The organism is Micromonospora sp. NPDC007230 (genome assembly GCF_042869115.1).
Classification (GTDB): domain Bacteria; phylum Actinomycetota; class Actinomycetes; order Mycobacteriales; family Micromonosporaceae; genus Micromonospora.
Genome location: NZ_JBIAFE010000027.1, coordinates 39,372 through 58,139, shown reverse-complemented (window position 1 = coordinate 58,139; position 18,768 = coordinate 39,372). Strand labels below are relative to the sequence as shown.

The following is an 18,768-nucleotide window of genomic DNA, read 5'->3' as shown; positions in this document are numbered from 1 at the left end:
CGCGGTCGAGGCAGGCGAAGCCTTGCCAGCCGATCCCCGACAGGGAATCAGCGGGCGGGAGAGCGACGCCGAACGCTCCGGACGGCGGCGACCAGGGCCAGCCCGCCCGCGATGAGAATGGGCAGACCGATCGACAGGATGGCGAGCAGCCCCAACGCCGCCAGCAGCACCCCCGACGTCGCCAGCGCCCAGCCCCGCAGGGGCGCTGCGTGGAACGCCCCGTAGCCGGCGAGGACCGCGGCCGCCGCCAGCGCGGTGACCACCCAGGCGAGGGGCTGGTCGCCCTGCTGTCGCATCACTCCCAGGTAGAGGCCGAGCATGAGCACCCCGATCACGGCCGCGGCGCTTGCCAGCAGATCGGCCCCGCATCGCCATCGGGAAGCCATGGTTCATGGTGGCAGATCCCTTGGCGGCAGCCAACGGCTTGCGGAGAACCCGGCGCCGTTCGCCGGAACCCGAGTGGGCCGGCCGGTGTCCTTGAAGTGGTTGAGGGTTCGGTCATCGGCAGGCGGGATCGTCCGGGGGTGTGCGATGGGCTCATGGAGCAGGGTGGTGCTGGGATCGGTGCTCCTGCTGGCGGGGTGTACCACCACGGGTCGCTCGGCCGCGCCGGCCGGCACGGTCTCGCCGCGCGCGGCCGCCGGTTGCACCTCGCCGATCGAGATGGGGCCTCTGCCCGACTGGGCGGACGAGGGGTTCAGCGGCGGCGGTTCGGGATCGCCGCATGTCTTCGGCGCGAAGGGCGAGATTCTCGGGGTGCTCTTCGGTCACCCGCTGTCGCAGCAACCGGCTGACGGGCACAACAACAAGATCCTCTGGGTCGCCCGGCCCGCCCCGACGCCGTCCGACCCGACATCGCCGGAAACCCTGGTGATCACGGCGACGCTGGACGGCACCGACACCCGGGTGACCCACGAGGTCACCGGCGGTCCCGGCCCGTCGATCATCGACGTGCCGCGGGCCGGCTGCTGGCACCTCGAACTCCGCTGGTCCGGGCGCACCGACACCATGGACCTCGTCTACGCCGAGAGTTAGGTCGCCGGCCCGCTGGTCGTCGTCCGGACCGTTGTCAAGCCGCACCGCGGCGGATCTGGGTACGGTGCCGGAGTGGAGATTGGATTCGCCGTGCCCGTGTCCGGGTCGTGGGCCACGCCGGAGCACCTGATCCACGTCGCCCGCCGGGCCGAACAGCTCGGTTACCACTCGCTCTGGACGTTCCAGCGCCTGCTGGTACCCGCCGATCTCGCCTGGAGCGAGACCTATCACAGCGTCCAGGATCCGCTGACCACGCTGGCGTTCCTCGCCGCGCACACCGGTCGGATCCGGCTCGGCGTGGCGGTGCTCAACATGCCGTTCCTGTCGCCGGTGGTGCTGGCCAAGCAGGCCGCGACCCTCGACATCCTCGCCGGGGGGCGACTCGACGTCGGACTCGGTCTCGGCTGGGCGGACGAGGAATATCAGGCCACCGGCGCGAGCCGGCATCAACGGGGCCGGCGGGCCGAGGAGTTCCTCACCGTGCTCCGTACCCTCTGGCGGGACGAGGTCGCGGCGCACGACGGCGCGTTCTACCAGGTCCCGCCGACGCGGATGCAGCCGAAGCCGGTGCAGCGACCGCACCCGCCGATCCTGCTCGGCGGGCACGCGCCCGCCGCGCTGGACCGGGCTGGGCGGCTCGCCGACGGCTGGGTCAGTGGCAGCCAGGCCGACCTGAAGGGCATCGGCGAGGCGGTCGCGACGGTGAAGGCCGCCGCGATCGGCGCGGGCCGGGACCCGGAGGCGCTGCGCTTCGTCTGCCGAGGTGCCGTTCGGGTACGCGCGGCCAGTCCGCCCGACCGTGAGCCGCTCACCGGCACGCTCGACCAGATCCGGTCGGACTTGGGTGCACTCGCTGCGGCCGGCATCACCGAACTGTTCGTCGACCTCAACTTCGACCCGGAGGTCGGCTCACCGCGGGCGGACCCGTACGCGTCGTTGCGCCGCGCCGACGAGGTGCTCGACGCCCTCGCCCCCGGTCGGTGACCCGGCCCGGAGGCGTCCCGGCTCGGTTCACGCCGCCGGGTCCGCTGTTCCCTCGGCGGCCGACCACGCCGACCACCGGGTCACCGTGATCGCGACCACCGGCCCGTCCGGCGGTCGGGCCACGTACTGCGGGTACTTGTCGCACAACGCCGCGCGGGCGGCGTCCTCCTCCGCCGGGTCCACCACCACCCGGCCGTGCCCGTCCAGGCGCACCCACCACAGCGTCGACCAGTCCTCGGCGTACTCGTCGACGAGCAGGCAGGCCCTCCCTGTCGCCTGGATGTTGTCCAAGCGCCGCAGCCGGCGGTGGCGCTTGGGTTTGCGGTCCACCGCGTGGTAGACCGCGTCGCCGAGCAGGACGAAGCACACCGGCACCAGGTGCGGGCGGCCGTCGGCACCGACGGTGGCCAGCCGGGCGACCCGGGCCGAGGCGACCCGCTGCCGCAGGTCGTGGGCGGGCACAGCCCGACCATAGCCGGGCTCGGCCCGGGGGAGGGGCCCATCAGCCATGACCCGGTCAGCTCCTGGTCACTGCGGCGGTCACCTCGACCTCCAGCACCGCGCCGTCCAGGAACAAGCGGCTCACCTCCACCGTGGTGCTGGCCGGCTTGGCGCCCGCGAAGTACCGGCTGCGGACCGCCCCGTAGCCGGCCAGGTCGCCGAGGTCGGTCAGGAACGTGCGGACATGCATGACGTCGGCGAACGTGGCGCCGTGCGCGGCGAGCAGGCCGCCGATCAGCTCGAAGATCCGTTCGCTCTGGGCGCGTACGTCGCCGGGCGCCACCACGGCGCCGGCGTCGTCCACGCCGACCTGACCGGAGAGCACGAGCAGTGCACCGCCCGGCAGGTCGAATCGGGCGACGTGGGCGAAGCGGTCGCCGTACGGCGCGGGCACGGTCGCGGGGTTGTCCAGGATCACGGTCACGGTTGCTCCTTGTCGGGGTTGGTGACGGCCACGGGGTGGACGTCGATGAGGGTGGCGAGGTCGGCGTCCGGCCGGGGCGCGGCCGCCAGCACCGATGCGGCGGCCCGCAGGACCGGCGCCGGCACGTCGCCGAGCGCGTCGAGGGCGAGCCGGGCGTCCTTGGCGGCCAGCGCGACGGCGAACGCGGCCTCGGTGGTGGTCGCCCGGGCGACCGCGCCGCCGAGCGGTCCGCCGGCGAGCGCTTCGCACGCCGTACGGCGGTCCACGCCGACGGCGTCGGCGACGGCCAGGGCGTCGGCCACCGACGCGACCGCGGTGACCAGGGCGGTGTTGAGCACCAGCTTCAGGGCCGCGCCGCGGCCGGGACCTCCGCACCGGCGGACCGTGCCGAGGGCCGCCAGCACCGGAGCGACGCGGTCGACGGCCGCCTCGGCGCCGCCGGCCAGGACCACGAGCCGGCCGGCCTCCGCGGCTGCGGCGCTGCCGGCGACCGGCGCGTCCACGAGACGTACGCCGGGCGGCAGTTGTCCGGCCAGCTCACGAAGGGCGTACGGGCCGATCGTGGACATCTCCACGAGGTGGGTCCCGGGACGTAGGGCGCGGGCCGCCGCGTCGGCGCCGAACAGCGACTCCCGCACGGCGGTCGCGTCCGTGAGCATGGTGATCACCACGTCGGCGTCCCGGACGGCCTCGGCCGGGTTGGCGGCGGCCCGCGCGCCGGCCTCGACCAGTGGCCGCGTCCGGCCGAGGGTGCGGTTCCAGACGGTGAGCCGGTGCCCGGTGGCGAGCAGTCGGCGACCGAGCGCGCTGCCCATCGTGCCCGCGCCCAGCAGTGCGATGGCTTCCATGATCCGGAACGTTAGGCGGCGGCCGGCCATGCCACCAGCGAATGTTGAACATGCCAGCCATGCTGAGAGAGCATGGCGAAATGCAGCCCCACGCGCTTGAGGTCTTCCGTACCGTCGTCGAGCACGGGTCCATCACGGCTGCGGCCCGGACTCTGCGTTACACCCAGTCGGCGGTGTCCCGGCAGATCGCCGCCCTGGAAGCCGAGACCGGAGCCACCCTGTTCGACCGGCTGCCGCGCGGAGTCGCCCTGACCGAGCAGGGCCGCTGCCTGCTCGGTCACGCCGAGGCGGTGCTCGACCGGCTTGCCGCCGCCCGCCGCGACCTCGCCGCGCTGCGCGACCTGACCGCCGGCCGGCTGCGGGTCGGGGCGTTCCCCACGGCCGTCGCCGCGCTCGTGCCGCGTGCCCTGGCGTCGTTTCGGTCCGCCCATCCGGGGGTCGCGCTCTCCCTGGTCGAGGGGCTGACGCCGGGCCTGTTGGCGGGCCTGCTCGCCGGCGACGCCGACGTGGCCGTGCTGAGCGCCCCCGCCGATCAGCCCCTCGACGACGAGCGGTTCGACCTGCACCATCTGGTCGACGAGGTGCTGCTGGTGGCGGTGCCCCGCACGCACCGGCTCGCCCACCGGCGCACCGTGCGGCTGCGCGAGCTCGCCGACGACGCGTTCATCGCCGGTTCGGCGGACGCCGAGAAGACGCTGCTCCGCGCCGCCCTGCCGGCCGACTTCCGGCCGCGGATCGACATCGTTGCCGCCGACTGGACCGGCAAGCTGGGCTGCGTCGCGGCCGGACTGGGCGTCGCGCTGATCCCTGCCCTGGCGGTCCGGGCCGCCCCGCCCGACCTGGCACTGCTCCGGCTGCATCCCGACGACGCCTCCGTCCGGCGGGTGTTCGCCGCCACCGTCGCCGGGCGTAGTCGTCCGCCGGCGGTGCGCCGGTTCCTCGACCACCTCGACACAGCGGCGGCCGGGCTGGGGTTGGCCGGCGGCCGGATGCCGGCGGGTCAACCCGATGATCACCAATCCGCAGAGGGATAAACTCGGGCAGAACGGTAACCTTCCGGCTTAGTTTCGCAAAATGCCCGTAACTTCTTCAAGTGTCATATACTCGACCCAGCGGAACCTGCCCCGGAAGCCCGGTGCAGGCACGCGGGCAGAGCCGATCGGCGGCACCGGCACGGGGCGGTGCCAGCCGGGCGGTTCCGCGGCGGCAGGTGTGCCGTCCGGCGCGGTACGACCACCGCCGCTGCGGGCCGGAACCCCTCCGGCCCGCAGCGGCGACAGACGGTGATTTTGGGTGATCACCGCGGCCGGCACGGGTCTCGCCCTCCTACGGGCCCGTGCCGGCCACCTCTGCAAGGGGTGGAGGCGGTGGCGACAGCGACACGGCACCGAGAATCTCCCTCACCTCGCCCTGCCGGCCCGGTATCTGAGAGGAGAGGGTGATGTGGAAGCCGCCAACCCCGGCGGAGCAGGAGCTGTGGAACGCCGTCGTGGCTGGCGTCCACGCGGCCAACCGGATGGATCGCGAGGCCTTCGCCGCGGCGGCCGACCGGCTGGCCCGGCTGCCCGGAACCTGGGTGCGCCGGACCCTCACGGGCACCGCCGACCTGCTGGCCGAGGAGTTCGCCCCGGATGCGGGTGACCTGTGGCCGCTGGTGGCGCTGCAGATCGACCGCGTCGGCACCTGGTTCCCGGAGGTGGACAGGCAACTGCTGGCCGTACTCCTGCCCGGTCGCCACCACCCGCTGGATCCAGCCGTGCCGGATGAGCCCCGGCACGTCATGCACCGGCTGCTGGTGGTCGCCTGCCTGTCGGACGCCGCGCAGGTCGGTGTGGGCGCCTTTGTCGACGTGGCGTTGCACGGTACGGACGGACGGGCGGCGCGGCCACTCTCCGGGCTGGTGCCGCAGCATCGGACCGGACGGTGAGGGCGCGGCGCGCGCCACGACCCGCGGTCGATCTCGCGCGTGCCCGCCGGTCCACCCGGCATCCCGCTCCGTCCCGCGCCGGCCGTTGACGGCGCCACCTCGATCATGCCTGCGAGCTTATCCGACAAACGCGCCAGAAACGGCGAAAACCGGACATAGTTCCGGCGGGTGTCGGCCCCCGCGGCCGCTCCCCTCAGCTGGAGATGGACTCCGGCGGTGGCGCCGGCCTGCCCATGGCCGCACCGAGTTCGGCGCGGCTGGAGATGCAGAGCTTCCGGTACACCCGGGCGAGGTTGGCCTCGACGGTCTTCGGGCTGATGAACAGCGAGTCGGCGATGGCCCGGTTGGTGCGGCCCTGGGCCGCGAGCCGGGCCACCCGTTCCTCCGTGGCGGTCAGCACGGTCGGCGCCGGCGTACGCCGGCCGATCCTGGCCAGCTCCAGCTGGGCCCGCTCGGCGAAGGCGACGGCGCCCAGGGCGGTGAACTCGGCAGCCGCCGCGTCGAGGGCCTCGCGGGCCTCCCGGCGGCGGCGGGCCCGGCGGTGTGCCCGGCCGGCGACCAGCAGGCAGCGGGCCCGGTCCAGCGGCAGCACGTCCACCGGCACGTTCGCCCGCGCTGCGACGAGCGCGGCCAGGGCCTCGGCCGGGTCGGCTCCGGTCGCGCTGTCCACCAGCACCCGGCTGCGGGCAAGGCCGAGGGTGGTCCACGGGCGGCCCAGCCGGGCGTGCCGCTCGGCGAGGCGGACCAGCGCGGCGCGTGCGGTCTCCAGGTCACCGGCACCGACGCACGCCTCGATCCAGTCCGGCTCGAAGCGCTGCGCGAGCGGCTCGGCGATCCCCGAGCCGTCCAACTCGGCGACGAGTGCCCCGTACGCGGCGGCGGCCTCGGCCATCCGGCCGGCGGAGAGTGCCACGAACCCGGCCAGCTGCAGGTGGATCCGTCGGCACCAGGCGTCGTCGAACTCGTCGGCCCGGCGCAGCCCGCCCTCGGCCACCGCGCCGGCCTCGGCGAGCCGGCCCCGGTAGGCGTCCAGCATGCCGGCCAGCCAGGTCTCGCCGACCAGCCCGGTGCCGAGCTGCTCGCCCAGCTCGCGGGCCGCGGCAATGTGCTCCCCGGCCGCGTCGAACCGGCCGGCCAGCAGCTCGGCCTCGCCCAGGTGGGTGAGCATCTCGTGCTGCCACGGTTCGTCGCCGCGCGCCACGGCCCGACCCAGCATGTGGTGCAGCCGGGCCCGGGCCTGCTCATGATCGTCTGTGGCCTTCCACCAGATCGCCGGAATCGACCCGGCGAGCCAGGACGGTTCACCAGCCTCCAGGACCAGCGCCCGGTCGAGCAGTTCGGTCCGGGCCGGACGCCCGGCGCGTACCTCGTGGAAGAACAGCAGCAACAGCGCGGCGGTGAGCAGCGGACGGTGCTCGTCCCGGTCGGACAGGTGCGCGATGGCGGCCTCGGCGTGCCGGCGGGCGGGCTCCGGGGCGTCCTGGAACAGGGTCAGGTGCGTGTGGATGCGCCCGGCCAGGTCGCGATGCCCCTCGGCGGCGGCCAACGCACGGCGGGCGAGGGACACCGCGCCGGTGAGGTCGTCGACGCACCAGGCGACCATGGCGCGCAGCAGCAGCGCCTCCGCGTGCGCCGCGCCGGCCAGCTGTCCGGCGGCGGCGTCCGCCGCCGCACCCGCCGCCGCGTAGTCGCCGCTGTCGATGCGGCACTGCACCGCGTCCAGGCGCCGCCGGTCCCGGTCCGCCGCGGCCGTCGGGGGCGTGAGGTCGGCGGCGCGGTCGTACCACTCGGCGGCGACGGCGGGAGCGCCCCGGGAGCGTTGGCGTGCGGCCGCGGCGGCCAGTTCGGCGGCGAGCGCCTCGTCCGGCACCACCGTGCACCGGGCGAGCTGCCGCGCCCGCTCGTCCGGGTCGGACACCGCCTCGGCCAGCACACCGTTGAGCCGGCGCCGGACGCCGGACGGGATGCTCTCGCGCACCGCGGCGGCGTACAGGGGGTGGGCGAAGCTGATCCGCCTCGGCGTCACGCTCAACAGGCCAGCCTCCTCCGCCGCGTCGAACGCGTCCACCGGCACGCCGGCCGCGTGCAGGTCCGGCAGGGTGGGCACGCTCAGCAGCGCGGCCAGGCGCACCGCGTCACGGCTGGGCCGGGGCAGTGCCCGCAGGGCGTCCGCGAGCAGTTGACGCATCGACGACGGCACCGGCAGGTCCTCGCCCGGCCGCGGTGGCCGGGGCAACCGCAGCACCGCCCGGGCCAGCTCGATGGCCAGCAACGGGTTGCCCCCGGCGTCCCGGGTGATCCGGGCGAGCATCGGACGGCTGAGCGTGCCCCCGAGCCGCGCCTGGACGATGCGGTGCAGCGCCGCCGGGCCCAGCGGCGGCACGGCGATCCGGGTGAGCCGGCGGTCGCCGGCCCGGTCGTCGAGCCCGAGCGGGAGGGCGGGCGACCCGGCCTCCTCGGTACGGCGGGTGAGCAGGGTGGCCGGCCAGCGGGCAAGGCGGCGCAGCGCGAACCGCAAGGCCCGCTCGCTCGGCGGATCGAGCCAGGGCGCGTCGTCGATGGCGAGCAGCACCGGCACCTCGCCACCCGTCGCGGCCTCGAACAACGAACGGGTGGCCGCCCCCACCGCCCGCTCGTCGATCGCCTCGTCGTGGTCGGCGGACAGCAGCACCACCTCGGCGGCGATCCGCTGTGGCGGGGGCAGGGCCGCCACCCGGCCGGCCAGCGGCCGCAGCACGTCGGCCAGGGCCGCGTACGGCAACACGGCCTCGGCCTCGGTCGGGGCGCTGGCCAGCAGGACCCAGCCGGACCGCTCGGCCCGGGCGACGACGGCCCGCCACAGCGCGGTCTTGCCGATGCCACTGGGGCCTTCCAGGAGCGCCGACGCCCCGCCCACCAGCGCTCGCCAGGTCTGCTCGAGGGTCGCGTCACGGCCGACGAGGGAGGCGTCCATGGCGGGATGATGGCACAGCCGTGCCATCCCGCCGAGCGATGTGGTCGCTCACTTCGGCGCGTGTCCGCACACCGCCACGTTCGGGATGACCTCCTCGTTGCGGTAGACGTCGGCGCTCCAGCGCGGTCCGCTCGCCGCGGCGACGGGTGGGATCGTCGGCGCCCTACTCGGTGTCAACAGGCTGAGGATCTTGTTGATCACCCTGACCACGGGTTCGAGGATCCGGTATCCGACACCGAAGACCGCCTTCACTCCGATGCCCACCCCCCGGCACTGCGCGTACGGCGCACCGAGGGCGGAGCCGAGCGTCGAGCCGTACGACGTGGTCAGCTCGAAGTAGACGCCGGCGGTGAACAGGAAGGCGCTGAGGCCGACGGTGAACCGGACGCCGTGGCGGATGACCAGGCCCATGACCCCGACCGGTATCCCGGTGAGCGAGTTGAGCAGGCTCTTGCGGCGCTGGAACTGCTCGGTGACCCGCGGCCCGACGCTGCCGTTGACGTAGCCGAAGCCGAGCTTGCCGGCCAGGGAGTATTCACCCGAGCCCTTCACCGTGCCCGCCTTGGCACCGAACGCGGTGGCGACCTCGAGGGTCTGGCTGACCGTGAACGAGAGCGGGATCCCGATCACCTGGCCGATGGGGAAGGAGATGTCGACCGGGATCGGGAACACCTTCTTGTGGTTCTGCCCGTCCCGGATGCCGCCCTCGAAGTCGACCTTGATCCCGAACCCACCGCTGATCTCCAGCTCCGCCCGCGTCACCTTCCCGGCGCCGATGGCGAGGTGGAAGGCGGCGTCCGGTCGCTTGAAGGTGAGCGTGACTGTGCCGACGAGCCGGACCCCTCCGTCGTCGTAGGCGAAATGGGCGCCCACGCCGTCGGAACAGCAGCTGGAGTACACCTGGTAGCCGTGGGTTCTCGTGCCGACCTGGCCGCCTCGCTGCGGGGGTGGTTGCACCGGCGGGTCGGACGACCCGAGCAGCGGCGGCCGCCGCATCGGGCGGCTCCGGCCGAAGGTGCTCGGCGGCGTCGGCTGGTCCTCGGCCCACGACGGCTCGCCGGCGGGGTAGGTGACCGGATCGTCGAGGGTGACCCCCTGTTTCTCGAAGGTGCCGTCCCGGATGATCTCGGTGATGTCCACCGGCCCGATGGTCACCAGCAGGTCACCGCCGTCCTCGGCGATGTCCAGCACCCGGCCGACGCCGCGGCCGGTGATGAACATGACCTTGCCGGGTTCGAGCTGCCGGGCGTTCCTCGCGGCCGCGTCGATGCGCCAGGTGAGCCCGTCGGCGGTGACCGAACGCACCGAGCGGCCGCCCCCGCCCACCAGGACGACGTCAGGTTGCAGCGTGACCCCGGAAGCGGGCGCCGGCGCGGCCCCGTAGCGCAGGTCCGCGTCGCCCATCGTCGCGTCGGTTCGCACCGCCGGCCGGAGACTGTCACAGCCGGTCAGCGCGATCAGGACCGCGACGGTGGCGGCGAGCAGGATCCGCCCTCGACGGGGTCGCATCGGCCACCTCACATCCGCCCGGCGACGACGCGGGCGAGGCCCTCCAGCGGCTTGCGGTTCTCCTCCGGGTCGTTGAGTCGTACCAGCCGGACCGCCACCCACACGTCGGCCTTCCTGATGAAGAACGCCTCCAGCGTGAGGTGGGCCTCGTCCGCCACCCCGGACAGCGGCCGCACCTCGTGGCCGAGGTCGCGCTCGATGTCGAGGTACTTCTTCGCGCCGTCACCGACGTACACCTCGACCTGTGCGGTCGGGCCGGTGACCGGTGCGGTGTAGGTGCAGCTCTCCCGGACCGCCACCGCGTCGTCCACCGGCGTGCCGGCCAGCTTCTCCGCGTCCGCCTTGGACACCAGGGTGCAGGCGTCGGGCAGCGCGGAGGCCGGGCTGCTCTCCTCGGCCGCCGGGCTGGTCTCCCCGGTTGCCGGCTCCGCCGCGGCCGTCGGGGCCGGCTTGCCGCCCGCGGCGGGCTTGTCGTCCGAGCCGCCACAAGCGGTGGACAGCACGAGCGCGACCACGGCCACACCGAGCGCCGCGAGGTGCCTGCCACGCATCTGGTTCCCCCTCACTTCGGCAGCGCGTCGAGCAGTTGACGCAGCTTCTGCTCATAGGTCGCGATGTCCATGCTGAAGCTGCTCATGATCATGGTGTAGCTGCCCTTGGGGCTGACCACGACGGCCTCTCCCGCGATGTCCTTGGCGGCGAGGTACGACCGGTCACCGAGGTCCACCACCTTGTCGTACTGCTTGCCGGCCTGCTCGTGCTGGTAGTCGTAGGTCGTCGCACCGGCGAACTCGGACGCCATGGTGATGGTGAGGCTGGCGACGCCGTTGCCGTCGCCGAACGCGCAGTTGCCCTGGTCCTTCATCGGTTTGCCGAGCAGTTCGGACACCCGGTCGGCGGTGAACGGGCACGTCGGCACCGAGCCACTGAGCTTGCCGAGGTCGTCCGAGCCCGCGTCCAACCCCGCGCCGGCGTCGGCGCCGTCCGACGCGGATGAACCGGTCGAGTTGTCGCAGGCGGTGGGCACGAGCAGGGCAAGCAGGAGCAACGGCAGCAGCCGCCGTCCTCGCGCGGCACGGGCTCGGGAACGTGGTGCGGCGGGACGCCACGCGGGGCGGAGCGACGCGAACAGGTGACGGGCCATGCGGACGACGCTATGGCGCGGCGGACGTCGGGTAATCGGGTGATTCCCTACGCCGTCACGAATCGGCGCTGCGCGTCGGGCGCCGGCGCCCAGGGCCGGCGCATGATCCCGGTGCGGCCGGCGGCCACCGCCGTCGCCCCAGGAGGCCGACGAGGCCACCCGACGACGAGTATCAGGTCAGCAGCTTCCTCATCGACACGGCGTGCAGACCCCGCTGGCGCAGCCCGTCGAGGATCGGCCCGATGGCGGCCAGCGTGTCCCGGTGGCCGAAGTGCAGGCTGACGATCGAACCCGGCCGGACCTGGCTCATCGTGGTCCGTACCACCAGCGGTGCACCCGGGTCGGTGTGGTCGAGCGAGTCGACGTCGTACGACACGCACGTCGGATAGCCCACCCGGCTGGCCTGGGCGCGGACCATGGCGTTGGCGTGCTGGGTCTGCGACGGGCGGAACCAGACGCCGATCGAGCCGGTGAGCTGCTTGATCCGCTGGGCGCACCGGTTGATCTCAGCGAACGCCTCGCCCGGGGTCAGCCGGCTGATGTCGGCATGGTTCTCGGTATGGTTGCCCAGCTCATGGCCGCCGTCGAGGACTCGCCGCGCCATCGCGGGCTGGTCGGCCAACCACGTACCGACCGCGAAGACGGTGACCCGGGCGTCGGCCCGCTCCAGTTCGGCCAGCAACTGGCGGGCGAGGGCGGGCTCCCCCTGGCCATGGAAGGTCAGCGCCACGTTGGGCCGGTCCCGTGGTCCGCTGCTTATCTCCCCGGGTAGGGCGGGAGGAGCGGAGGCCCCTGCGGCCGACGGGGGCGGGGAGGCGGGCGGCGACATGGTGCCGGTCCCCGACGTGGCCGACCGGGCGACCGACGGTCGGCGCGCCGGGTTACAGCCAGCCAGCCCGACAAGTCCGGCGGCCGCGGTGGCGGCGGCGCGCAGAGCGCCGCGGCGATCCGGTGACACTCCGCGATGCTAAGCCGCCACCGGAGTGCTGGAGAGGAAATCGAGGAGGCGGCCTGCGGTCTCCGCGGGCGCTTCCTCGGCGAGGAAATGCCCCGCCGGCATCGGGCCGCCGTGCACCTCGTCCGCCCACTGCCGCCAAACCTTCAGCGGCTCGTACCGGCCGGCGAGGAACCCGGTGCCGCTCCACAGCGCGAGGACCGGGCAGTTGATCCGCCGCCGGCCGCGGTCGGCCTCGTCGTGCGCGACGTCGAGGGTGATCGACGCCCGGTACTCCTCGCAGACGGCGTGGACGGTGTCGGGATGCCGGAACGCGTCGACGTAGGCGGCGCGGATGTCGGCCGGGAAGGCCTCCGGCCGGTCGGACCACGCGTCGAGCATGTGGTTGACGATGACGTCGGGGGCCTGGGCGATCAGCCGTTCGGGGACCGGTTCCGGGGCGGACAGAAAGGACCAGATCCAGAAGCCGCGGGTGAACTCCCGGTCCACGTTGCGGTACGTGTCCGCGGTCGGGATGACGTCGAGCACCGCGAGCCGGGTGACCGTCCGCGGATGGTCCAACGCCATCCGGTACGCGCACCGCGCGCCCCGGTCATGGCCGACCACGCTGAACCGGTCGTACCCCAACTGCGCCATGACCTCGACCTGGTCGCGGGCGATCTCCCGCATGCTGTACGGCGCGTGATCCGGGCCGGTCGGCGGTTTGCCGCTCGCGCCGTACCCGCGCAGATCGGTGGCGACCACGGTGAACCGCTCGGCGAGCGCCGGCGCCACGTGCCGCCACATCAGGTGGGTCTCGGGAATGCCGTGCAGGAGCAGGACAGGCTCCCCCTGGCCGCCGCGACGTCCGTGGATCGTCGTACCGCTGGTGGCGAGGTCGAATGCCTCAAAACCGTCGTACATCGGGACCTCCGCGCCGGGCGGCAGGAGCGGTGCGCCGCCCGACGGCGGTGCCGGGCGCCGTTGCCCGGCACCGCCGCGAACGAGCTGCTGTCAGCCCTTGGCCTGCCGCTTGGCTTCCTGCGGATTGGCGCCCTTGTTGACCTTGTTGAGCGCCTGCCGCAGCTGGCCCTCGGTCATCTTGGAGTTGCCCTCGATGCCGGCGTTGTGGGCCTGCTGGCGCAGGTCGTGAAGCTTCTCGCGATCGGCCATGTCAGCCTCCCGTGTGCTCAAGAGCCTGAAGCGACTCCGGTTGGAGAGATCTGCGTTCCCGCAGCCCCTGGGCTCAAACGGTCGGCCGCGCGGGATCAGACGCCCGAGGGGTACGTCTCGGGCTCGGCGAGAGCGGTGGGCCGCAGGCGCAGCGGCCGGACCGCCTGGGACTCGTCGATCCAGCAGAACGCGTCGTACCGGTTGCCGAGCACGGTGGGGACGTAGTTGCCGAAGCTCTCCCGTTCCGGGTGGTAGACGACGCCGATCGCCCGGTGGTCGAGTTCGTCGGTGAGCAGGTCCAGCGGCTCGTCGCCGGGGAACACGAACAGGGCCTGCCCGGGCGCGGCGCCGTGCAGGACCTCCTCCAGCGAGTGCCGGCGGCCCGGCGGCACCGGCATCACCTCCATCGGCGCACCCCAGCCATCGCCCGCGACCACGGTGCCGTGGTGGGTGCCGAAACCGACCAGCACGACCTGGTCGGCCCCGTACCGTTCGCGGGCGAGCTGGCCGATGTTGACCTCGCCCGCGTCGGTCATGTCGGTCGCGCGGGCGTCCCCCACGTGGGTGTTGTGCGCCCAGACGACCCCCTTCGCCGCCGGCCCGTAGTGCCGCAGGAGGCGGTCGAGGGTGTCGTCCATGTGCCGGTCGCGGACGTTCCACGACTCGCGGCCACCGCGCGCCATGGTCCGGTAGTAGCGCTCCGCCCCAGCCACGACCTCCGCGTTCTGCCAGGCCCCAAAGCGGCCCGCGCCGTCGGCGGCGGCCCGCTCGCGCAGCCCGACGAGCAGGTCGACGACCTCGTTCTCGCAGTTCGTCGGCACCAGGCGGGTGGCCAGCGCGTACTGCTGCGCGTCCTCCTCGTACGGCTGGAAGCAGCCGTACGCCGCCAGCGCCGCCGGCACCTGCTCCGGGTCGTGCTCGCGCAGGTAGACGAGGATCTCGCGCAGCGACTCCCACAACGAGTACACGTCCAGGCCGTGGAATCCGGCGCGGTCGGGCTCGTCCACCCGCTCGTTGCGGGTGCGCAGCCAGCGGGTGAAGTCGACGATCTCCTCGTTGGCCCACATCCACGTCGGCCAGCGCTCGAAGGTGGCCAGCGCGTCCCGGGGGTCGGCGGGTGCGTCGGGCCCGCAGCGGACACTGCGGTCCACCCGGTCGCAGTCGGGCCAGTCGCCCTCGACGGCGACGAACGAGAAGCCCTTCTCCTCGATCAGCCGGCGGGTGATCCACGCACGCCAGGTGTAGAAGTCGTGCGTGCCGTGGCTCGCCTCGCCCAGCATCACCACGCGGGCGTCGCCCACCCGGTCCAGCAGTGCGTCCAGGTCTCCGGGGTCGGCCAGCGGCGCCGCCAGGCCGACGACCTCGTCGTCGTAGCGTCCCATGGGCGGGCGGTACCCGTTGCGGTAGCAGCCATGCGAGGCTCCCCGCCCCGAATCACGGCGCGTCGGACGGCTGCGGCGCAGGTGGACCCAACAGGACGGAAGGAGCAGGCGGTGACCTTCCCGCCGAAGTGACTAGTGTCGCCATTGACCTCCGCCGGCCCGCGACCCCGCGACGACCACGACAGGGAGCGACCCGCATGGCTGACTTCGTCGGTGCGGTAGACCAGGGCACCACCAGCACCCGCTTCATGATCTTCGGCCACGGTGGCAACGAGGTGGGCCGCCACCAGCTCGAACACCAGCAGATCCTGCCCCGGGCCGGCTGGGTCGAGCACAACCCGCTGGAGATCTGGGAGCGGACCCAGACGGTGATCCGGACCGCGATGAACGCCCACGGCCTGACCGCCGCCGACCTGGCCGCGCTCGGCATCACCAACCAGCGCGAGACCACCGTGGTGTGGAACCGCCGTACCGGCCGGCCCTACTACAACGCCATCGTCTGGCAGGACACCCGCACCGACCGCATCGCCGCGGCGCTGGAACGCGAGGGGAAGGGCGACGTCATCCGGCGCAAGGCGGGGCTGCCGCCGGCGACGTACTTCTCCGGCGGGAAGATCCAGTGGATCCTCGAGAACGTGGACGGGGTCCGTGCGGCCGCCGAGCGGGGCGAGGCCGTCTTCGGCAACACCGACGCCTGGCTGCTGTGGAACCTCACCGGCGGGGTCGAGGGCGGCGTGCACGTCACCGATGCCACCAACGCCAGCCGCACGATGCTGATGAACCTGGAGACGCTGGACTGGGATGACGAGCTGCTGTCCTTCTTCGACATTCCCCGCGCCATGCTGCCGGAGATCCGGCCGTCGTCGGACCCGCGCTCGTACGGCAGCACCGGGCCGCACGGACCGTTCACCGGCCCGGTCCCGCTCACCGGCGACCTCGGCGACCAGCAGGCCGCCACCGTCGGGCAGGTCTGCTTCGCCCCGGGCGAGGCGAAGAACACCTACGGCACCGGCAACTTCATGCTGCTCAACACCGGCCGGGAGATCGTGCGGTCGAAGGCCGGGCTGCTCACCACCGTGTGCTACCAGTTCGGCGACGAGGCACCGGTTTACGCGCTGGAAGGCTCCATCGCGGTCACCGGCTCCGCCGTGCAGTGGCTGCGCGACCAACTCAAGATCATCAGCAGTGCGGCGCAGAGTGAGATCCTGGCCAGCCAGGTGGCGGACAGCGGCGGCGTGTACTTCGTGCCCGCCTTCTCCGGGCTGTTCGCACCGTACTGGCGCTCCGACGCCCGCGGCGCCATCGTTGGCCTGTCCCGCTACAACACCGACGCCCACATCGCCCGGGCCACCCTCGAGTCCATCTGCTACCAGAGCCGGGACGTCGCCGAGGCCATGGCACAGGACTCCGGGGTGCACCTGGAATGCCTCAAGGTCGACGGCGGGGTCACCGTCAACGACCTGTGCATGCAGTTGCAGGCCGACATCCTCGGCGTGCCGGTCAGCCGGCCGGTGGTCGCCGAGACCACCGCGCTCGGCGCCGCGTACGCCGCCGGCCTCGCCGTCGGATTCTGGAAGAACACCGACGAGCTGCGGGCGAACTGGAACGAGAGCAGGCGCTGGCAGCCGGCCTGGTCGCCGGAGCAGCGGGAGAACGGCTACGCCCGATGGAAGAAGGCCGTCCAGCGCACCCTCGACTGGGTCGAGGTGGACTGACCGCCGTGCTTTCACCCTCCACGGGAGGGGCCGCCGTCAGGGTCCGCCAGGTGCCGGCTGCGCGGCGAGAAGCCGCTTGATCTCCGCGGCGGCCGGGTGGGCCGGCGCGACGGCCAGGAAACGCCGCAGCGTCGTCGCCGCCTCGGCGGCCTGAGCGGTCCGCTGCGCCAGCCCCAGCACCAGCAGGCCGTCGGGGGAGTCCGGCTCGCGGGCCAGGACCTCCCGAGCGGTGCGTTGGGCGCCAGTGCTGTCACCGGCCCGCAGCAGCGCGAACGCGAGCCGCAGCCGGACGCCGTCGTCGGGCCGCTCGCGCAGCGCCTCCTGGTACATCCGCGCCGCGGCGTCGTACCGGTTCTGCGTCTCCAGGTCGTGGGCGAGTTGGAGGGCGACCGCGACCGGGTCGGCGGGTGCCGGCCGCGCGGGCGGGTCGAGCCGGTCGGCGGCGACCGCGACGGACGCCACCAGCGCCACCACCCCCACCGACGCCACCCGCCAGGCCCGTCGCGCGCCCCGGGCGTCCGGCCTCGACGGCGCGGCCGGACGGGCCCGGCCGGTGCGGGGGCGCAGCGTCCGCACCGCCGCGTAGCCGGCGGCGAGCAGGGCCAGCGCGGGTACGCCCCACAGCAGCAGTCGGACGCCGCGGGCCGGCGGGTCGGTCAGCACGTCCGCGCCGTACCGCTGGACGAACCAGCGCCGGATCTCGTCCCGGTCCCGCCCCTGGGCGAGTTGGTCCGCCACCACCTGTCGCATCGCCACGGCGATCGGTGACCGGGAGTCCGCCACCGACTCGCCCTGACAGGCCGGGCAGCGCAGCCCGGCAGCGACCGCGCGGACCGGATCCTGCCGGCCGTGTTCGCCCGCGGAGCGGACCAGCGCCAGAGCGGCCGCGGCGGCCAGCGCGCCGAGCATGAGGGCCACCAGGGCGTGTCGGCGCCAGGCCCGCCCGGGGGTGCGCCGCCGCCTCATCCGATTTGCGGCGTGGGAACCCGGCCATTTAGGGCCGAAAGGAAACATCGCTGCCTCCAATCGGCTGATTGTCTTAGGTGGACGGTAAAAAGTAAGGCGTGGGTGATGTGGTGAAGCGGGCGTACAAGTATCGCCTTTATCCGTCCCCTGACCAGGCTGAGCAGTTGAACCGGACGTTCGGGTGCGTGCGTCTGGTCTACAACCGGGCGTTGGAGGCCCGTACTCGGGCGTGGGCGGTGGATTGCCGGCGCACCACGTACGTGCAATCCTCGGCCTGGTTGACGGAGTGGAAGCGCACCGAGGAGTTGGCGTTCCTGAACGAGGTGTCGTCGGTGCCGTTGCAGCAGACGCTGCGGCATCTGCAGGCCGGGTTCGTGGCGTTCTGGGACAAGCGGGCCCGGTACCCGAGGTTCAAGTCCAAGCGCAAGTCGCGGGCGTCGGCGGAGTACACCCGCTCCGCGTTCCGGTGGCGTGACGGCCGGCTCACTCTGGCCAAGATGAACGCGCCGCTGAACATCGTGTGGTCGCGGCCCCTGCCCGAGGGGGTGGAACCGTCGACGGTCACCGTGTCTCGGGACGCTGCCGGTCGCTGGTTCGTGTCCATCCTGGTTGAGGACCCGACGGTGAAGCCACTGCCGCACCTCGCGGCCGAGGTCGGTGTGGACGCGGGCATCACCAGCCTGCTCACCCTGTCCCACCCGATGCCGGGGGTGAGCGACGAGCAGGGCAAGGTGGCCAACCCGCGTTACGGGCAGGCCGACCGGCGCAAGCTGGCCAAGGCCCAGCGGAACCTGGCCCGCAAACAGGACGGCTCCGCGAACCGGGCCAAGGCCCGGCTCACGGTGGCCCGTATCCATGCTCGTATCGCCGATCGGCGGCGGGACCATCTGCACAAGCTGACCACTCGACTCGTCCGTGAGACCCAAACGGTCGTGATCGAAGACCTCAGCGTGCGCAACATGCTCCGCAACCGCCGCCTGGCCCGCGTCATCTCCGACGCGAGTTGGAGTCAGTTCCGGAGCATGCTGGAGTACAAGGCCGCCTGGTACGGGCGTGAGGTGATCCCCGTCGACCGGTGGTACCCGTCGAGCAAGACCTGCTCGGCGTGCGGGCAGATCAACACCACCCTCGCCCTCAACGTGCGCACCTGGACATGCCCGGGTTGCGGAGCCGAGCACGACCGGGACACCAACGCTGCGAAGAACATCCTCGCCGCCGGGCTGGCGGAGAGGTAAAACGCCTGCGGAGCTGATGTAAGACCTCAAGGGAAACC

General features: G+C 73.2%; 19 protein-coding genes. 6 read left to right on the top strand and 13 right to left on the bottom strand.

What is annotated here, in order from left to right; genetic code table 11:
- Positions 1 to 47 precede the first annotated feature (47 nt).
- Entirely contained in the window at positions 48 to 335 is a 288-nt protein-coding gene (locus tag ACFYML_RS29980) for a hypothetical protein (RefSeq protein WP_387423815.1), read from the bottom strand.
- Here ACFYML_RS29980 and ACFYML_RS29975 point away from each other — a divergent pair.
- Entirely contained in the window at positions 319 to 1,035 is a 717-nt protein-coding gene (locus ACFYML_RS29975) for a hypothetical protein (RefSeq protein WP_387423814.1), read from the top strand. The genes ACFYML_RS29980 and ACFYML_RS29975 overlap by 17 nt on opposite strands.
- A gap of 72 nt (positions 1,036 to 1,107) precedes the next feature.
- Complete coding sequence (locus ACFYML_RS29970; protein ID WP_387423813.1) at positions 1,108 to 2,019, top strand: TIGR03619 family F420-dependent LLM class oxidoreductase; 912 nt, start codon at positions 1,108 to 1,110, stop codon at positions 2,017 to 2,019.
- 27 nt (positions 2,020 to 2,046) lie between these two features.
- Here the strand turns inward: ACFYML_RS29970 and ACFYML_RS29965 are convergent, their stop codons facing one another.
- The 3 genes from ACFYML_RS29965 to ACFYML_RS29955 are packed head-to-tail and all read right to left on the bottom strand — an operon-like array spanning position 2,047 to position 3,792.
- Positions 2,047 to 2,481, bottom strand: a complete 435-nt coding sequence (locus tag ACFYML_RS29965; RefSeq protein WP_387423812.1) for a TIGR03668 family PPOX class F420-dependent oxidoreductase — start codon at positions 2,479 to 2,481, stop codon at positions 2,047 to 2,049.
- Positions 2,482 to 2,536: 55 nt separating this feature from the next.
- Positions 2,537 to 2,944 (bottom strand): RidA family protein, encoded by a 408-nt coding sequence (locus ACFYML_RS29960; RefSeq protein ID WP_387423811.1) that lies wholly within the window; start codon positions 2,942 to 2,944, stop codon positions 2,537 to 2,539.
- The gene (locus ACFYML_RS29955; RefSeq protein ID WP_387423810.1) at positions 2,941 to 3,792 is read right to left on the bottom strand and encodes an NAD(P)-dependent oxidoreductase; all 852 of its coding nucleotides are present in this window, start codon (positions 3,790 to 3,792) and stop codon (positions 2,941 to 2,943) included. The genes ACFYML_RS29960 and ACFYML_RS29955 overlap by 4 nt, the downstream gene beginning before the upstream one ends.
- A gap of 80 nt (positions 3,793 to 3,872) precedes the next feature.
- On the opposite strand from ACFYML_RS29955, the gene ACFYML_RS29950 reads away from it, so the two are divergent.
- A complete protein-coding gene (locus tag ACFYML_RS29950) occupies positions 3,873 to 4,826 on the top strand; it encodes a LysR family transcriptional regulator (protein ID WP_387423809.1) in 954 nt (317 codons plus the stop codon).
- 407 nt (positions 4,827 to 5,233) lie between these two features.
- A complete protein-coding gene (locus tag ACFYML_RS29945; RefSeq protein WP_387423808.1) occupies positions 5,234 to 5,719 on the top strand; it encodes a hypothetical protein in 486 nt (161 codons plus the stop codon).
- 193 nt (positions 5,720 to 5,912) lie between these two features.
- Here ACFYML_RS29945 and ACFYML_RS29940 read toward each other — a convergent pair whose 3' ends face one another.
- From ACFYML_RS29940 to ACFYML_RS29905, 8 genes are all read right to left on the bottom strand, one after another.
- The gene (locus ACFYML_RS29940; protein WP_387423807.1) at positions 5,913 to 8,672 is read right to left on the bottom strand and encodes an AAA family ATPase; all 2,760 of its coding nucleotides are present in this window, start codon (positions 8,670 to 8,672) and stop codon (positions 5,913 to 5,915) included.
- 48 nt (positions 8,673 to 8,720) lie between these two features.
- A complete protein-coding gene (locus ACFYML_RS29935) occupies positions 8,721 to 10,181 on the bottom strand; it encodes a hypothetical protein (protein WP_387423806.1) in 1,461 nt (486 codons plus the stop codon).
- Positions 10,182 to 10,189: 8 nt separating this feature from the next.
- On the bottom strand, positions 10,190 to 10,732 hold the full coding sequence (locus ACFYML_RS29930) for a hypothetical protein (RefSeq protein WP_387423805.1): 543 nt from the start codon (positions 10,730 to 10,732) through the stop codon (positions 10,190 to 10,192).
- An 11-nt stretch (positions 10,733 to 10,743) separates the two neighbouring features.
- Positions 10,744 to 11,325, bottom strand: a complete 582-nt coding sequence (locus tag ACFYML_RS29925; protein WP_387423804.1) for a hypothetical protein — start codon at positions 11,323 to 11,325, stop codon at positions 10,744 to 10,746.
- A gap of 172 nt (positions 11,326 to 11,497) precedes the next feature.
- Entirely contained in the window at positions 11,498 to 12,154 is a 657-nt protein-coding gene (locus ACFYML_RS29920; protein WP_387423846.1) for a polysaccharide deacetylase family protein, read from the bottom strand.
- Positions 12,155 to 12,292: 138 nt separating this feature from the next.
- A complete protein-coding gene (locus ACFYML_RS29915) occupies positions 12,293 to 13,183 on the bottom strand; it encodes an alpha/beta fold hydrolase (protein ID WP_387423803.1) in 891 nt (296 codons plus the stop codon).
- A gap of 90 nt (positions 13,184 to 13,273) precedes the next feature.
- Positions 13,274 to 13,432, bottom strand: coding sequence for a hypothetical protein (locus tag ACFYML_RS29910; RefSeq protein ID WP_357439108.1), 159 nt, complete (start codon positions 13,430 to 13,432; stop codon positions 13,274 to 13,276).
- A 95-nt stretch (positions 13,433 to 13,527) separates the two neighbouring features.
- Positions 13,528 to 14,814 (bottom strand): erythromycin esterase family protein, encoded by a 1,287-nt coding sequence (locus ACFYML_RS29905; RefSeq protein ID WP_387423802.1) that lies wholly within the window; start codon positions 14,812 to 14,814, stop codon positions 13,528 to 13,530.
- A gap of 197 nt (positions 14,815 to 15,011) precedes the next feature.
- On the opposite strand from ACFYML_RS29905, the gene glpK reads away from it, so the two are divergent.
- Positions 15,012 to 16,529, top strand: a complete 1,518-nt coding sequence (gene glpK / locus ACFYML_RS29900) for a glycerol kinase GlpK (protein ID WP_387423801.1) — start codon at positions 15,012 to 15,014, stop codon at positions 16,527 to 16,529.
- Positions 16,530 to 16,565: 36 nt separating this feature from the next.
- Here the strand turns inward: glpK and ACFYML_RS29895 are convergent, their stop codons facing one another.
- Entirely contained in the window at positions 16,566 to 17,495 is a 930-nt protein-coding gene (locus ACFYML_RS29895; protein ID WP_387423800.1) for a cytochrome c-type biogenesis protein CcmH, read from the bottom strand.
- A gap of 98 nt (positions 17,496 to 17,593) precedes the next feature.
- On the opposite strand from ACFYML_RS29895, the gene ACFYML_RS29890 reads away from it, so the two are divergent.
- Positions 17,594 to 18,730, top strand: a complete 1,137-nt coding sequence (locus tag ACFYML_RS29890; RefSeq protein ID WP_387423799.1) for an RNA-guided endonuclease InsQ/TnpB family protein — start codon at positions 17,594 to 17,596, stop codon at positions 18,728 to 18,730.
- Positions 18,731 to 18,768: the final 38 nt, after the last annotated feature.

Bases quoted from the DNA above. Each gene is read 5' to 3' on its own strand.
- ACFYML_RS29975 (WP_387423814.1), top strand. From the start codon at position 319: ATGAGCACCCCGATCACGGCCGCGGCGCTTGCCAGCAGATCGGCCCCG.
- ACFYML_RS29955 (WP_387423810.1), bottom strand. From the start codon at position 3,792: ATGGAAGCCATCGCACTGCTGGGCGCGGGCACGATGGGCAGCGCGCTC.
- ACFYML_RS29950 (WP_387423809.1), top strand. From the start codon at position 3,873: ATGCAGCCCCACGCGCTTGAGGTCTTCCGTACCGTCGTCGAGCACGGG.
- ACFYML_RS29945 (WP_387423808.1), top strand. From the start codon at position 5,234: ATGTGGAAGCCGCCAACCCCGGCGGAGCAGGAGCTGTGGAACGCCGTC.
- ACFYML_RS29940 (WP_387423807.1), bottom strand. From the start codon at position 8,672: ATGGACGCCTCCCTCGTCGGCCGTGACGCGACCCTCGAGCAGACCTGG.
- ACFYML_RS29935 (WP_387423806.1), bottom strand. From the start codon at position 10,181: ATGCGACCCCGTCGAGGGCGGATCCTGCTCGCCGCCACCGTCGCGGTC.
- ACFYML_RS29930 (WP_387423805.1), bottom strand. From the start codon at position 10,732: ATGCGTGGCAGGCACCTCGCGGCGCTCGGTGTGGCCGTGGTCGCGCTC.
- ACFYML_RS29925 (WP_387423804.1), bottom strand. From the start codon at position 11,325: ATGGCCCGTCACCTGTTCGCGTCGCTCCGCCCCGCGTGGCGTCCCGCC.
- ACFYML_RS29920 (WP_387423846.1), bottom strand. From the start codon at position 12,154: ATGTCGCCGCCCGCCTCCCCGCCCCCGTCGGCCGCAGGGGCCTCCGCT.
- ACFYML_RS29915 (WP_387423803.1), bottom strand. From the start codon at position 13,183: ATGTACGACGGTTTTGAGGCATTCGACCTCGCCACCAGCGGTACGACG.
- ACFYML_RS29910 (WP_357439108.1), bottom strand. From the start codon at position 13,432: ATGGCCGATCGCGAGAAGCTTCACGACCTGCGCCAGCAGGCCCACAAC.
- ACFYML_RS29905 (WP_387423802.1), bottom strand. From the start codon at position 14,814: ATGGGACGCTACGACGACGAGGTCGTCGGCCTGGCGGCGCCGCTGGCC.
- glpK (WP_387423801.1), top strand. From the start codon at position 15,012: ATGGCTGACTTCGTCGGTGCGGTAGACCAGGGCACCACCAGCACCCGC.
- ACFYML_RS29895 (WP_387423800.1), bottom strand. From the start codon at position 17,495: ATGAGGCGGCGGCGCACCCCCGGGCGGGCCTGGCGCCGACACGCCCTG.